Genomic DNA, 14,265 nt, shown 5'->3' with positions numbered 1-14,265 from the left:
GAACCGGTCCGGGACTAGCTCTCGGGACGCTCCTCGGGGATCGCCTCGGTGGACGGGGCGATGTCCTTCGTCAGGTCCGTCGGGGCGATCTCCGGCGGGGTGGCCGAACCGTTGGCGGTGGAAGCGCCGTTGGTGAGGGCCAGCTCCTTCGGAGAGAGCACCGGGGGCCGCGTCGACGGGGTGCGCCGGGCGGAGCCGGTCCACGCCGGGCGGGCGGGACGCTTGACGATCGGGGCGAAGATCTCCGCGATCTGCTCCTTGCCGAGCGTCTCCTTCTCCAGGAGTTCGAGCACGAGGGCGTCGAGGATGTCGCGGTTCTCGACGAGGATCTCCCACGCGTCGTGGTGCGCGCTGTCGATGAGCTTCTTGACCTCTTCGTCGACGAGCGCCGCGACCTCTTCCGAGTAGTCGCGCTGGTGGCCCATCTCGCGGCCCAGGAAGGGCTCGGTGTTGTCGCCGCCGAACTTGATGGCGCCGAGCCGCTCCGTCATGCCGTACTGCGTGACCATCGCGCGGGCCGTTGCGGTGGCCTTCTCGATGTCGTTCGCAGCGCCGGTGGTCGGGTCGTGGAAGACCAGCTCCTCGGCCGCACGCCCGCCCAGCATGTACGCCAGCTGGTCGAGCATCTCGTTGCGGGTCGTGGAGTACTTGTCCTCCTCCGGGAGCACCATCGTGTAACCGAGGGCGCGGCCGCGGGAGAGGATCGTGATCTTGTGGACCGGGTCCGACTGGGGGGAGGCCGCCGCGACCAGGGCGTGTCCGCCCTCGTGGTACGCGGTGATCTTCTTTTCCTTCTCGGACATGATCCGGGTCCGCTTCTGCGGGCCCGCCACGACGCGGTCGATGGCCTCGTCGAGCATCTCGTTGTCGATGAGCTTCCTGTTGCTGCGCGCCGTCAGGAGCGCGGCCTCGTTCAGCACGTTCGACAGGTCGGCACCGGTGAAGCCAGGGGTGCGGCGGGCGACGGCGCCGAGATCGACGTCCTTCGCCACCGGCTTGCCCTTCTGGTGGACCTTGAGGATCTCCAGCCGGCCCAGCATGTCGGGGCGGTCGACCGCGATCTGCCGGTCGAAGCGTCCCGGGCGCAGGAGAGCCGGGTCGAGGATGTCCGGGCGGTTCGTGGCGGCGATCAGGATGACCCCGCCCTTCACGTCGAACCCGTCCATCTCGACGAGCAGCTGGTTGAGCGTCTGCTCGCGCTCGTCGTGACCGCCGCCCATACCGGCACCGCGGTGCCGGCCGACGGCGTCGATCTCGTCGACGAAGACGATCGCCGGGGCGTTCGCCTTGGCCTGCTCGAAGAGGTCACGCACACGGGAGGCACCGACACCGACGAACATCTCGACGAAGTCGGAACCCGAGATCGAGTAGAACGGCACGCCCGCTTCGCCGGCGACGGCGCGTGCGAGCAGCGTCTTGCCCGTACCGGGCGGCCCGTAGAGCAGGACGCCCTTGGGGATCTTGGCGCCGACGGCCTGGAACTTCGCCGGCTCCTGGAGGAACTCCTTGATCTCGTGGAGCTCCTCGACCGCCTCGTCGGACCCCGCCACATCGGCGAAGGTCGTCTTCGGGGTGTCCTTGGTGATCAGCTTGGCCTTGGACTTGCCGAACTGCATGACCTTGGAGCCGCCACCCTGCATCTGGTTCATCAGAAACAGGAAGACGACCACGATCAGGACGAAGGGCAGCAGCGAGAGGAGGATCGAGACGAACGGGGACTGCTTCGACGGCGAGACGGTGTAACCCTTCTCGATGTCACCCGCCTCGAACTTCTGCTGCAGCGTGTCGGCGAGCTCGACGCCCTGGTTGCCGATGTAGCTCGCCTGGAACTTGTTGCCGGACTCACCGGCGAGCTTCTGGCCGTCCTTAAGTTCGATCTTGAGAATCTGTTCGTCACCGGTGGTCAGCTTGGCCTGCTCCACCTGGTCCTTGCTGATCGCCTGGATCACCTTGCCGGTGTCCACCGTCTTGTAGCCGCCCGACGAGCCGACGACCTGCATCAACACGACCACGGCGAGGACGGCCAGCACGATCCACATGACCGGCCCACGGAAGTATCGCTTCACGTCCATCCATACGGAGCGAAGACGCCCCGTCCCTCCTGCCTAGGTAAATGCTGCTGTTTGAAAAGAGTGTTCTTCGGACGGTACCCCAGCGGGGGCGCCCGCGACCGCTGGGTGCGGCGGAGAAACCCGCTTTCGAAGCTTCAACGGCCCGAAGGCGGCCAGGGTTCCCGGGGGTCAGCCGCCGTAGACGTGCGGGGCGAGCGTGCCGACGAAGGGGAGGTTGCGGTACTTCTCCGCGTAGTCCAGGCCGTAGCCGACGACGAACTCGTTGGGGATGTCGAAGCCGATCCACTTCACGTCGATCGCGACCTTGGCGGCGTCCGGCTTGCGCAGCAGGGTGCAGACCTCCAGCGAGGCCGGCTCCCGGGAGCCCAGGTTGGACAGCAGCCAGGACAGCGTCAGGCCGGAGTCGATGATGTCCTCGACGATCAGGACGTGCTTGCCCTTGATGTCGGTGTCCAGATCCTTGAGGATCCGGACGACACCGGAGGACTGGGTGCCCGCCCCGTACGAGGAGACGGCCATCCAGTCCATCGTGACGGGGGTGGACAGCGCGCGCGCCAGGTCCGCCATGACCATCACCGCGCCCTTGAGGACGCCGACGAGGAGCAGGTCCTTGCCCGCGTACTCCGCGTCGATCTTCGCGGCCAGTTCGACGAGCTTCGCGTCGATCTCTTCCTTGGTGAGGAGCACCGACTGAAGGTCGGTACCCATGTCCTTCTCGTTCACCCACGTCTCTTTCTCTGCCTGCCGGGCCCGGGGTGCGCCCCGGGCCCGGCCCGGCTGTTTCGCCTGCGTTTCAGCCGCTTGCGCGTCAGCTCTGCCGAATGACCAGTCTGCCACCCTGCCGTCGGGCCTCGACGCGGCCGGGCAGGTTGATGGCCCGCTGGCCGCGCCAGCCGGTGATCAGGCGGTCGACTTCTTCGAGATGGCGGGCGAAGAGGGAGCCGGCGGGCGCCCCGGCCTCGATGACGGCCCGGCGCAGCACCCGGCGGCGTACCGCGGGCGGCAGGACGTAGAGCTTGGCGCACTCCAGCTGGCCGGTGTCGTCGCGTACGGCGAGCTCGGCCTCGGCGGCCCAGGTGTCCAGCGCGTCGGCGTCGTCCCGGGAGAGCTGGGCCGTACGGGCGAGAGCTTCGACGACACCTTTGCCGAGCGCCTTCTCCAGGGCGGGCAGGCCCTCGTGGCGCAGGCGGGAGCGGGTGTAGGCGGGGTCGATGTTGTGCGGGTCGTCCCAGACGGGGATCGACTGGACCAGGCAGGCCTTGCGGGCGGTCTGCCGGTCGAGCTGGAGGAAGGGGCGGCGGTAGCGGCCGGCCGGCCCGGAGGCGGCGGCCATGCCGGAGAGCGAGCGGATGCCGGAGCCGCGGGCGAGGCCGAGGAGGACGGTCTCGGCCTGGTCGTCGCGGGTGTGGCCGAGCAGCACGGCGGCGGCGCCGTGGCGTTCGGCGGCGGCGTCCAGCGCGGCGTAGCGGGCGTCGCGGGCGGCGGCCTCGGGGCCGCCCTCGCGTCCGACGTGCACGGCGACGGCCTCGACGGGGTCGAGGTCCATGGCGGCGAGCCGGGTGACGACCTCGGCGGCGCGGAGGGCGGATCCCGGCTGGAGGTTGTGGTCGACGGTGATGCCGCCGGCCCGGACGTCGAGCTTGCGGGCCTCGAAGGCGAGGGCCGAGGCGAGCGCCATGGAGTCGGCGCCGCCGGAGCAGGCGACGAGGACCAGCGGGGCGGCGGGCCGTTCGGCGAGGGCGGGTCGTTCGTGGAGAGCGGGCCCGCCCGCCGCGCCGGCCTCGGCGTAGCGGGGGACGGAGGCGGGCGCGGGGCGCCTGGCCTCTTCGGCAGGGCGGCCGTGGCCGTCGTGCCGGTGGAATTCGGTGAGGACGTCGTGGAGTACGCGGCGGACCGCCAGGCGTATCGCCGCGACCGCAGGATGGGGACCCATGTCCGGTGCCCTTCGTGGAGATTCGGGAGGAGCGTCGAGCGCCGGAACGCGTGAGTCCCGTCACTCAGAGTGCGTCGATGGTGACAGAGGCAAGCTGTTCATCGAGCATTGCACGCCTTCCCATGCCCTCATGGTCCCTCGGATGGGTGATTGGAGGGCAGTTTCCCGGTCCTGGGCCGGGAAAGGGTCACGATTCGGCCTTACGGTGCACCCGCGCGACCCACTCCGCGGGTTTGGCGATCTCCGCCTTGGTGGGCAGGGTGTTGGGCGAGGTCCAGACACGGTTGAAGCCGTCCATGCCGACCTCTTCGACGACCGATCGTACGAACTTCTCGCCGTCCTTGTACTGCCGGAGCTTGGCGTCCAGGCCGAGCAGCTTCCGCAGCGCCTGGTCGAGCCGGCCGGCGCCCTGGGCCCGGCGCCGCTGGAACTTCTCCCGGATCTCGGAGACGGAGCCGACGACCTCGGGGCCGACGCCGTCCATCACGAAGTCCGCGTGGCCTTCGAGGAGGGACATCACGGCGGTGAGGCGGCCGAGCACCTCGCGCTGGGCGGGGGTCTGCACGACGTCGACGAGGCTGCGTCCGCCGTCGTCGCCCTTCTCGCCCTCGGGGCGGCCGGCGCCGGAGAGCGACTGGGCGGCCTCGCGCAACCGCTCCAGGAAGGTCATCGGGTCGACGTCGGTCTCGTCCAGGAACGTCTGGATCTCGCCCTGGAGGTGGTCGCGGAGCCAGGGGACACCGGTGAACTGGGTGCGGTGGGTCTCCTCGTGGAGGGCGACCCAGAGCCGGAAGTCGTGCGGGTCCACGTCGAGCTCCCGCTCCACGTGGACGATGTTGGGGGCGACCAGGAGCAGCCGTCCGCCGCCGTTCGGGGCGGCGGGGAGGTCGCGGGTGGCGGGGGCGAACGTCTCGTACTGGCCGAGCACCCGGGAGGCGAGGAACGAGAGCAGCATGCCCAGCTCGACGCCGGTGACCTTGCCGCCGACCGCACCGAGCACGGCGCCGCCGGGTCCGCCGGAGCGCCGGCTCTCCATCTTGGCGAGCAGCGGGCGCAGCAGTTCGCGGAAGCCCGCGACGTTGGCCTTGATCCAGCCGGCCCGGTCGACGACCAGGACGGGGGTGTCCTCCGGTTCGGTCCCTTCCGGGATCATCCGGGTGAAGAGGCGGACGTGTTCCTCGGAGGCCTTGGCGTGCCGCCGGAGCTCCGCGACGACGGCGCGGGCCTCCTCGCGGCTGATCTCGGGCCCGGGCCGCACCAGTCGGGTCGCGGTCGCGACCGCGAGGTTCCAGTCGACCATCTCTGCACCACCGATGCTCGTCATGCGTCAACCGTACGTGAGGCCTTCGCCCGGTGGTGGGGTCTTGCACCGCTCTTCGGGTGCCGGAGGGCTGCTCAGCCGCTCGTGCCGGCGAGGGCGGCGGCCAGGGCGTCGAGGGCGGATTCGGCCGCGGACGGCGAGGTGGAGCCGGAGGCGAGGAAGGCGAAGGCGAGCAGCCGTCCCTGCGGGTCGACGACGGTTCCGGCGAGGGAGTTGACGCGGTTGAGGGTGCCGGTCTTGGCGCGGACCAGGCCGGGGGCGCCGGGGGCGTCCTCGTAGCGGGTGCTCAGTGTGCCGCTGAAGCCTGCGACGGGGAGGCCGGTGAGGACGGGGCGCAGCTCGGGCCGGTCCGGGTCGGCGGCGCGGGCGAGGAGGGTGGTGAGGAGGGTGGCGGTGACCCGGCCCTCGCGGTCGAGTCCGCTGCCGTCGGCGAGGCGGGCCCCGGCCGTGGGCACCTTGAGCTTCTTGAGTTCGGCGGTGACGGCGCGGCGGGCCCCGGCGAAGTCGGCGCTCTCGCCGGTGGCGATCGCGGTCTGCCGGGCGAGGGCCTCGGCGATGTCGTTGTCGCTGTTGGTGAGGGTGCGCTCGACGAGGGCGGAGAGCGGGGCGGAGTGGTGGGTGGCGACGGTGCGGGCCTTGCCGGGCGCCCGGGCCTCGCGGGGGGCGCCGGTGACCTTGACGCCCGCCCTCTTCAGCTGGGCGGCGAAGGCGCGGGCGGCGTCTCCGGCCGGGTCCTCCGTACGGGGGGCGTGGCCGCGGTCCGTGCCGTTGAGGCGGCCCTCGTCGACCATCAGGGCGGTGACGGGGGCGATGTTGTCGTTGGGGCTGATCGGGTGGAGCACGGGGCCGGTGTAGCGGGAGGTGTCGTAGGTGAGCCGTACGCCGGTGGCGTCGGCCTCCTCGATCGCGCGGGCCGCGGTGGCGGCCATCGAGGCCAGGGCGGCCGGGCTCAGGGTGGGGTCGCCGCCGCCGACCAGCGTCAGGGTGCGGGCGTCCTCGGAGAGCCGGACGGTGGTGGCGATGCGGTGGTCGGGGCCGAGGGCGGAGAGCGCCGCGGTGGCGGTGGCGATCTTGACGGTGGAGGCCGGGGTCATCGGGGCGGTGGCGCCGCGCCCGTACAGCTGCTTGCCGGTGGCGGTGTCGATGACGGAGGCGGCGACCTTGGTGCCGAGTGCGGGCTCGCCGATGAGCGGGGCGAGAGCGGTGCGCAGACTCGCGGGGTCCTGGGGGGCGGAACGGGTGACGGTGGTGTCGAGGGCGCCGAGGACGGCGGGGGCGCTGGGGGCCGGTTCGGGGGCGCCGGGCAGCGTACGGCCGTGATGTGCGCCACCTGTGCGGTCCGCGGCGGCTGCGAGCTGCCGCTCGGCCTTACGCTGACCGTTGTCCCAGGGACCGGCGGCGAGGACGGCGCCGGTGGCCACGACCAGGCCGAGCACGGCGGAGCCTGCGACGACCTGCCAGGTGTTGGACCCGTTGCGCTTGCTCTTCAGGTTCTTGATCCGGCCCCAGGGGTCCGACGGGCGGTTCGACGGTTCTTCCACCGGCTCGGCCACCGTTGACCAGCCCCTTTCGCGAGCACTCTTCTGCGTGGGGGACACTTAACCACCAGTCGTATGTGTTGATCATGGAGGAGCCACCCGTGGAGTTCGACGTCACCATCGAGATCCCGAAGGGTTCGCGGAACAAGTACGAGGTGGACCACGAGACCGGTCGGATCCGCCTGGACCGTCGACTCTTCACCTCGACCAGCTACCCGGCCGACTACGGCTTCGTCGAGAACACCCTCGGCGAGGACGGCGACCCGCTGGACGCGCTGGTCATTCTGGACGAGCCGACGTTCCCCGGATGCCTCATCAAGTGCCGTGCCATCGGCATGTTCCGGATGACGGACGAGGCCGGCGGCGACGACAAGCTGCTGTGCGTCCCCGCGTCGGACCCGCGGGTGGAGCACCTGCGCGACATCCACCACGTGTCGGAGTTCGACCGCCTGGAGATCCAGCACTTCTTCGAGGTCTACAAGGACCTGGAGCCGGGCAAGTCCGTCGAGGGCGCCGACTGGGTCGGCCGTACCGAGGCGGAGGCCGAGATCGAGGCCTCGTACAAGCGCCTTGAGGCGCAGGGCGACAAGCACTGACGTCCGCCTTCCGGTTCCGTTTGTGAGCCGGACAGCCGTACCGGAACGGGCGGCACACCTTCACGGGTGTGCCGCCCGTTCGGCTGTGCGGACGGTTCGTCATGCGGGGCCCATGGCGGTGGCCATACTGGGCACACGTGCGCCCGGAAGGTGTAGCCGAGGAGGAACGAGGTCGAGTGGTGGCGGAATCGGGCGGTCCTGAGGACCAGAAGCCCCAGTCCGACGAGGCACGGAGCGCTTTCACCGCGCCTGCCGGGACGAGTCAGCCGGCCTCGCCGCCCGAGGAGGACCATCCGACGTCGGAGTTCGCGATCCCGATCGGGGTGTACCCCGAGCCGAGCGGTTCGGGCGGTTCCGGCGGCGGTTCCACGGGCGGTCCGAACTCGGACACGCTGAGTTCCGCTTTCACCCCGCCGAGCGGGTACAACGCCCAGCAGACTCCCCCCGCCTTCACCCCCGCGCAGGGCATTCCGATGGTCAGGCTGACCAAGGAGGCGCCCTGGCAGGACAGGATGCGCACGATGCTGCGGATGCCGGTGACCGAGCGCCCGGCGCCGGAGACCGTCCAGCGCACCGACGACGACACGGGTCCCGCCGTGCCGCGCGTGCTCGACCTGACGCTGCGTATCGGGGAGCTGCTGCTGGCGGGCGGCGAGGGTGCCGAGGACGTCGAGGCGGCGATGTTCGCGGTGACCCGGTCGTACGGCCTCGACCGCAGCGAGCCGACGGTCACGTTCACGCTGCTGTCGATCTCGCACCAGCCGTCGCTGGTCGACGACCCGGTGACGGCGAGCCGTACCGTACGCCGCCGGGGCACCGACTACACCCGGCTGGCAGCGGTCTTCCGGCTGGTCGACGACATCACCAGCGAGGACGCCGACGTCTCCCTGGAGGAGGCCTACCGGCGGCTCGCGGAGATCCGCAGGAACCGGCACCCGTACCCGGGCTGGGTGCTGACGGCGGCCGCCGGGCTGCTGGCCGGTTCGGCCTCCGTGCTGGTCGGCGGCGGGGTGCTGGTCTTCATCGTGGCGGCGGCGGGCGCGATGCTCGGCGACCGGCTGGCGTGGCTCTGCGCCGGGCGCGGGCTGCCGGAGTTCTACCAGTTCACGGTGGCCGCGATGCCGCCCGCCGCGATGGGCGTGGCGCTGACGCTGACCCATTCGACGGACATCCGGCCGTCCGCGGTGATCACCGGTGGGCTGTTCGCGCTGCTCCCGGGGCGGGCGCTGGTGGCGGGGGTGCAGGACGGGCTGACCGGCTACTACATCACCGCCTCCGCCCGGCTCCTCGAAGTCATGTACTTCTTCATCGGGATCGTGGCGGGCGTGCTGATCGTCCTGTACCTGGGCGTGCAGCTGGGGGCGGCGCTCAACCCCGAGGCGCAGTTCGTGCCCAACGACCGGCCGGTGCTCCAGATCCTGGCGTCGATGGCGCTGAGCCTGGCCTTCGCGGTCCTGCTCCAGCAGGAGCGCTCCACCGTGCTGGCGGTCACCCTCAACGGCGGTGTCGCCTGGATCATCTTCGCGGCGATGGCCCGGACCGGGGGCATCTCGCCGGTCGCGGCGACGGCGGTGGCGGCCGGTCTGGTGGGCCTGTTCGGCCAGCTGTTCTCGCGCTACCGGTTCACCTCCTCGCTGCCGTACATCACGGCCGCGATCGGGCCGCTGCTGCCCGGTTCGGCGACGTACTTCGGTCTGCTGGGTGTGGCGCAGAACGAGCTGGACCGGGGGCTCGCCTCCCTGTCGACGGCGGTCGCGACGGCCCTGGCCATCGCGATCGGGGTGAACCTGGGGAGCGAGATCTCGCGGCTGTTCATGGGGGTGCCGGGCGCGGTCGGCGGGGCGAGCCGCCGGGCGGCGAAGCGGACCCGGGGGTTCTGAGGGCCCGTCCTGTACGCGTACGGGAAGAGCCCCTCCCCCGGTCGCTGCGGGGAGGGGCTCCTGTCGTACGTACGGGAAGGGGTCAGCGCTTGGCGTGGCGGCCGCGCTGGCCGGAGGCCGGGCCCGCCGGGGGGCCGTCCGGGTTGCCGGCGGCCTCGGCGGCTGCGGCCTTCTTGCCCTGGCTGCGGGCCCTGAGGACCTCGACCACGATCGGCACCACGGAGATCAGCACGATCAGGATGAGGATCATCTCGATGTGCTCGTGCACGAAGTCGATCTTGCCGAGCATGGCGCCGAGCACGGTGACACCGACGCCCCAGAGGATCGCGCCGACGATGTTGTACGTGATGAAGGAGCGGTAGTTCATCCGGCTGACGCCCGCGATGATCGGCGTGAACGTCCGCACGATGGGCACGAACCGCGCCAGGACCAGCGACTTCGGCCCGTGCTTCTCGAAGAATTCGTGGGCCTTCTCGACGTTCTCCTGCTTGAAGAGGCGGGAGTCCGGGCGCTTGAAGAGGGCCGGGCCGACCTTGCGGCCGAAGAGATAGCCCACCTGGTCGCCGACGATCGCGGCGACGGCGACCAGGGTGCAGACGAGCCAGAGCGGGTACTTCAGCTGTCCTGTGGTCACCAGCAGCCCCGTGGTGAACAGCAGGGAGTCGCCGGGCAGGAAGAAGCCGATCAGGAGTCCGGACTCGGCGAAGACGATGAGGAGAAGGCCGGGGAGGCCGAACGTATTGAGCAGATAGTCCGGGTCCAGCCAGCTCGGGCCGAGCGCAAGCGTATTCAAGGGTCCGGGCTCCAGGATGTGTGCGATGGGGGCTCTGTAGGCCGCCCCAAGCTATCAACGCCCGGTGGACGCCCTTGGTTCCAGTGGCGCACATCGGGAATGCGTATCCGGAGAAGCGGGGCGAGGCTGAGCACAGGAGGTGCCACAAACATGGGCATTGAGGATTTCGGCGGCGGCCAGACGGCCCAGGCGGACGTGCTGGTCGTCACCACCAATGACGTACCCGGCTACCAGGTGACACAGGTGATCGGCGAGGTCTTCGGACTGACGGTGAGATCGCGTCACCTCGGCAGCCAGATCGGCGCCGGGCTGAAGTCGATGATCGGCGGCGAGCTGAAGGGGCTGACCAAGACCCTGGTCGAGACCCGCAACCAGGCGATGGAGCGGCTCGTGGAGCAGGCCCGGGCGCGGGGCGCCAACGCGGTCCTGATGATGCGGTTCGACGTCTCGGAGGCGGCGGATGTCGGCACGGAGGTCTGCGCGTACGGGACGGCGGCGGTGATCAGCCGGGTGTGACGGCGAGGCGGACCGGCGGGCGGTGACGCGGTTCCTCCGGGGTCGCAATGGGGTGGTTTGCGCGTTTCGTCGCCCTAGGGTGAGCCGGTGGACCCCGAATCCCCCGCGCCTCCCCGTCCCCCGGCCGCCCCCGCCCGGCGCCTCCTGCCGCTCGTCCTGCCCGCGATCGCCGTCGGCGTGGTCTGCGCGCTGGTCCTGCTCGGGGTCAGCCTGCTGGCGGAACAGCTCCAGGACGTGCTCTGGGAGACCCTGCCCGACGCGCTCGGCGTGGGCCGGTACTCCTCGCTCTGGATGATCGTGATGCTCACCGCGACCGGGCTCGCGGTGGGCCTGGTCCTGCGGGCCGTGCCCGGTCACGGCGGGCCCGATCCGGCCACCACCGGCCTGGTGGACGCACCGATGCGGCCGGGCATCATCCCCGGACTGCTCCTGGTGACCACGCTGGCGCTGGCGGGCGGGGTGAGCCTCGGGCCGGAGAACCCGATCACCGCCGCCAACATCGCCCTCGCGTACTGGCTCGGCCGACGGGCCGCGCCCGGCGCACCGGCCGACCTGTGGCTGGCGCTCGCCGCCGCCGGGACGATCGGCGCCCTGTTCGGCACCCCGATCGCCGCCGCGCTGATCCTCTCCGAGTCGCTGGCCTCGCAGCCGGCCCCCGGGGCCTTCTGGGACCGGCTGTTCGCGCCGCTCGCGGCCGGTACGGCAGGGGCGCTGACCATGTCGTTGCTCGCCCACCCCAGCTTCGACCTCTCCCTCCCGGCCTACTCCGGACCGCACTGGGGCGACCTGCTCTCCGCCCTGCTGATCGCCTCGGCGGGCGCGCTCCTCGGCCTGCTGGCGGTGTACGCGTTGCCGCTGGCGCACCGGGCCTTCCGCGCGCTGCGGTACCCGGTGCTCGCGCTGACCCTCGGCGGGCTGACGCTGGGGCTGCTCGGGGCGCTGGGCGGCCATCTGACCCTGTTCAAGGGGCTGGAGGAGGTGAAGGAGCTCGCCGCGGACCCGGACGGCTGGTCGGCCGGGGGGTTCGCGGGCATGGCGGTGGTGAAGACGGCCGCCCTGGTGGTCGCGGCGGCCTGCGGTTTCCGGGGCGGGCGGATCTTCCCCGCCGTCTTCGTGGGGGTGGCCCTCGGGCTCTGCGCCCACGCGCTGGTCGACGCCGTACCGCCGGCGCTCGCGGTCTCGTGCGCGGTGCTGGGCGTGCTGCTCGCCGTCACCCGGCAGGGGTGGGTCAGCCTGTTCACGGCGGCGGTGCTGGTCAGCGACGCGTCCGTACTGCCGCTGCTGTGCGCCGCCGCCCTGCCGGCCTGGCTGCTGGTGACCGGGCGGGCCCAGATGCAGCTGGACGGGGAGGGCAAGGCGCTGCGGTGAGCGAGGAGACGGCGTACGGAGGCGGGGCCGCCCGGCGCGCCGGGTGCGGCGGATATCCGTATCGTCAGCTCCGTACCACTGCGTACCGTTTCATACCGATACTGTCCCGACGGAGGTCCCCGCATGTCCACGCCCGTCAACGTCGCCGTCATCTACTACTCGTCCACCGGCACGATCGCCACGATCGCCAAGGCCATCGCCGAGGACGCGGAGCGGGCCGGGGCCCAGGTGCGGCTGCGCCGGGCGGCCGAACTGGCCCCGCAGGCGGCCATCGACTCCAACCCGGCGTGGGCCGCCAACGTGCAGGCGACCGCCTCCGTCCCCGAGGTCTCGCCGGACGACATGGTCTGGGCGGACGCGGTGATCTTCGGTTCGCCGACCCGGTACGGGAACATCACCGCGCAGCTCAAGCAGTTCATCGACACGCTCGGCGGGCTCTGGCAGTCCGGGCAGCTGGCCGACAAGGTCTACAGCGGCTTCACCGCCAGCTCCACCGCCCACGGCGGCCAGGAGTCCACGCTGCTCGCGCTCTACAACACGATCCACCACTTCGGCGGCATCCTCGTCGCCCCCGGGTACACCGACCCCTCGAAGTTCGTCGACGGCAACCCGTACGGCACCTCGCACGTGTCCGGGCAGGGCGACATCCCGATCGGCGAGGTGACGCTGACCGCCGCCCGGGTGCAGGCCGAGCGCGTCGTGAAGTTCACCCGGGCCCTGAAGACCGGGCTCGCCGCCGAGAGCTGATCGACGAGAGCCGAGAGACGAGACCCGGAGAAAGGTTGCTCCCCCATGCCGCTCCACCGTGGCGCCCACCCGCAGCGGGACGAACACTCCGACGAGCGGCGCAGGCTCGCCCTCAACCCCTTCTTCGGGGAGGCCGATCCGACGGCGGCGATGAACACCGCGCCGCCCCGGCACCGGCTGCCGGACGGGCCGCTGCCGCCGCTGACGGCGTACCGGCTGGTCCATGACGAGCTGATGCTCGACGGCAACTCCCGGCTCAACCTGGCCACCTTCGTCACCACCTGGATGGAGCCGCAGGCCGGGGTGCTGATGGGCGAGTGCCAGGACAAGAACATGATCGACAAGGACGAGTACCCGCGCACCGCCGAGCTGGAGCGGCGCTGTGTGGCGATGCTCGCCGACCTGTGGAACGCGCCCGATCCGGCGGCGGCCGTGGGATGTTCGACCACCGGGTCCAGCGAGGCGTGCATGCTGGCCGGGCTCGCCCTCAAGCGCCGCTGGGCCAAGCGGAACGCGGACCGCTATCCGGCGACCGCCCGGCCCAATCTGGTGATGGGCGTCAACGTGCAGGTCTGCTGGGACAAGTTCTGCAACTTCTGGGAGGTGGAGGCCCGGCAGGTCCCGATGGACGGCGAGCGCTTCCATCTCGACCCGCAGGCGGCCGCCGAGCTCTGCGACGAGAACACCATCGGGGTCGTCGGCATCCTCGGCTCCACCTTCGACGGCTCCTACGAGCCCATCGCCGAGCTGTGCGCCGCCCTGGACGCCCTCCAGGAACGCACCGGGCTCGACATCCCCGTCCATGTCGACGGGGCGTCCGGCGCGATGGTGGCGCCCTTCCTCGATCCGGAGCTGGAGTGGGACTTCCGGCTGCCGAGGGTGTCGTCGATCAACACCTCGGGCCACAAGTACGGGCTGGTCTACCCGGGGGTCGGCTGGGCGCTGTGGCGTACGGCGGACGAGCTGCCGGAGGAGCTGGTCTTCCGGGTCAACTACCTGGGCGGCGACATGCCGACCTTCGCGCTGAACTTCTCCCGGCCCGGGGCGCAGGTGGTCGCGCAGTACTACACGTTCCTGCGCCTCGGGCACGACGGCTACCGGGCGGTCCAGCAGGCATCCCGGGACGTGGCCCGCCGGCTCGCCAGGGCGGTGGAGGAGCTCGGCGACTTCCGGCTGCTCACCCGGGGCGACGAGCTGCCGGTCTTCGCCTTCACGACGAAGCCGGACGTCCACGCGTACGACGTGTTCGACGTCTCGCGCCGGCTGCGGGAGCACGGGTGGCTGGTCCCCGCCTACACCTTCCCCGCCCACCGGGAGGACCTTTCGGTGCTGCGGGTGGTGTGCCGCAACGGGTTCTCCTCCGACCTGGCCGCACTGCTGATCGAGGACCTGAAGCTGCTGCTCCCCGAACTACGGGCGCAGAAGCACCCGTTGAGCCATGACCGGGCGGCAGTGACGGCCTTCCACCACTGAACCCGCCGCCGCGCCGCGTCCGCGAAGG

Annotated in this window: 12 protein-coding genes; 6 read left to right on the top strand and 6 right to left on the bottom strand. The window is 71.2% G+C overall.

Features of this window, described 5'->3' with window-relative positions; genetic code table 11:
• Positions 1-14 precede the first annotated feature (14 nt).
• From ftsH to dacB, 5 genes are all read right to left on the bottom strand, one after another.
• Complete coding sequence (gene ftsH / locus ACK8N7_RS20540) at positions 15-2,072, bottom strand: ATP-dependent zinc metalloprotease FtsH (RefSeq protein ID WP_355083299.1); 2,058 nt, start codon at positions 2,070-2,072, stop codon at positions 15-17.
• Between the two features lie 168 nt (positions 2,073-2,240).
• Positions 2,241-2,780: a hypoxanthine phosphoribosyltransferase gene (gene hpt, locus ACK8N7_RS20535; protein WP_030593143.1), complete on the bottom strand. Its 540-nt coding sequence runs from the start codon at positions 2,778-2,780 to the stop codon at positions 2,241-2,243.
• Positions 2,781-2,880: 100 nt separating this feature from the next.
• Entirely contained in the window at positions 2,881-4,005 is a 1,125-nt protein-coding gene (gene tilS, locus ACK8N7_RS20530; protein ID WP_403214782.1) for a tRNA lysidine(34) synthetase TilS, read from the bottom strand.
• Between the two features lie 187 nt (positions 4,006-4,192).
• Positions 4,193-5,329, bottom strand: coding sequence for a zinc-dependent metalloprotease (locus ACK8N7_RS20525; protein ID WP_403214780.1), 1,137 nt, complete (start codon positions 5,327-5,329; stop codon positions 4,193-4,195).
• Between the two features lie 71 nt (positions 5,330-5,400).
• Positions 5,401-6,879, bottom strand: a complete 1,479-nt coding sequence (dacB, locus tag ACK8N7_RS20520; protein ID WP_500443600.1) for a D-alanyl-D-alanine carboxypeptidase/D-alanyl-D-alanine endopeptidase — start codon at positions 6,877-6,879, stop codon at positions 5,401-5,403.
• Positions 6,880-6,965: 86 nt separating this feature from the next.
• Here dacB and ACK8N7_RS20515 point away from each other — a divergent pair, with 86 nt between their 5' ends.
• On the top strand, positions 6,966-7,460 hold the full coding sequence (locus ACK8N7_RS20515) for an inorganic diphosphatase (protein WP_015609366.1): 495 nt from the start codon (positions 6,966-6,968) through the stop codon (positions 7,458-7,460).
• Positions 7,461-7,636: 176 nt separating this feature from the next.
• Positions 7,637-9,340, top strand: a complete 1,704-nt coding sequence (locus ACK8N7_RS20510; protein WP_403214776.1) for a threonine/serine exporter family protein — start codon at positions 7,637-7,639, stop codon at positions 9,338-9,340.
• Between the two features lie 82 nt (positions 9,341-9,422).
• Here ACK8N7_RS20510 and ACK8N7_RS20505 read toward each other — a convergent pair whose 3' ends face one another.
• Positions 9,423-10,133, bottom strand: a complete 711-nt coding sequence (locus tag ACK8N7_RS20505) for a DedA family protein (protein ID WP_403214774.1) — start codon at positions 10,131-10,133, stop codon at positions 9,423-9,425.
• Between the two features lie 150 nt (positions 10,134-10,283).
• On the opposite strand from ACK8N7_RS20505, the gene ACK8N7_RS20500 reads away from it, so the two are divergent.
• The 4 genes from ACK8N7_RS20500 (at position 10,284) to gad (ending at position 14,237) form a co-directional block, all read left to right on the top strand.
• Positions 10,284-10,649: a YbjQ family protein gene (locus ACK8N7_RS20500; protein ID WP_319341629.1), complete on the top strand. Its 366-nt coding sequence runs from the start codon at positions 10,284-10,286 to the stop codon at positions 10,647-10,649.
• An 87-nt stretch (positions 10,650-10,736) separates the two neighbouring features.
• Positions 10,737-12,017: an ion channel protein gene (locus tag ACK8N7_RS20495; RefSeq protein ID WP_500443598.1), complete on the top strand. Its 1,281-nt coding sequence runs from the start codon at positions 10,737-10,739 to the stop codon at positions 12,015-12,017.
• Between the two features lie 123 nt (positions 12,018-12,140).
• On the top strand, positions 12,141-12,764 hold the full coding sequence (wrbA, locus tag ACK8N7_RS20490; RefSeq protein WP_403214770.1) for an NAD(P)H:quinone oxidoreductase: 624 nt from the start codon (positions 12,141-12,143) through the stop codon (positions 12,762-12,764).
• Positions 12,765-12,809: 45 nt separating this feature from the next.
• Positions 12,810-14,237: a glutamate decarboxylase gene (gad, locus tag ACK8N7_RS20485; protein ID WP_500443596.1), complete on the top strand. Its 1,428-nt coding sequence runs from the start codon at positions 12,810-12,812 to the stop codon at positions 14,235-14,237.
• Positions 14,238-14,265: the final 28 nt, after the last annotated feature.

This window comes from Streptomyces griseobrunneus (assembly GCF_046713465.1).
Lineage (GTDB): Bacteria > Actinomycetota > Actinomycetes > Streptomycetales > Streptomycetaceae > Streptomyces > Streptomyces microflavus.
The sequence above is the reverse complement of the archived record's forward strand: the minus strand, read 5'-3'. Positions and strand labels throughout refer to the sequence as shown.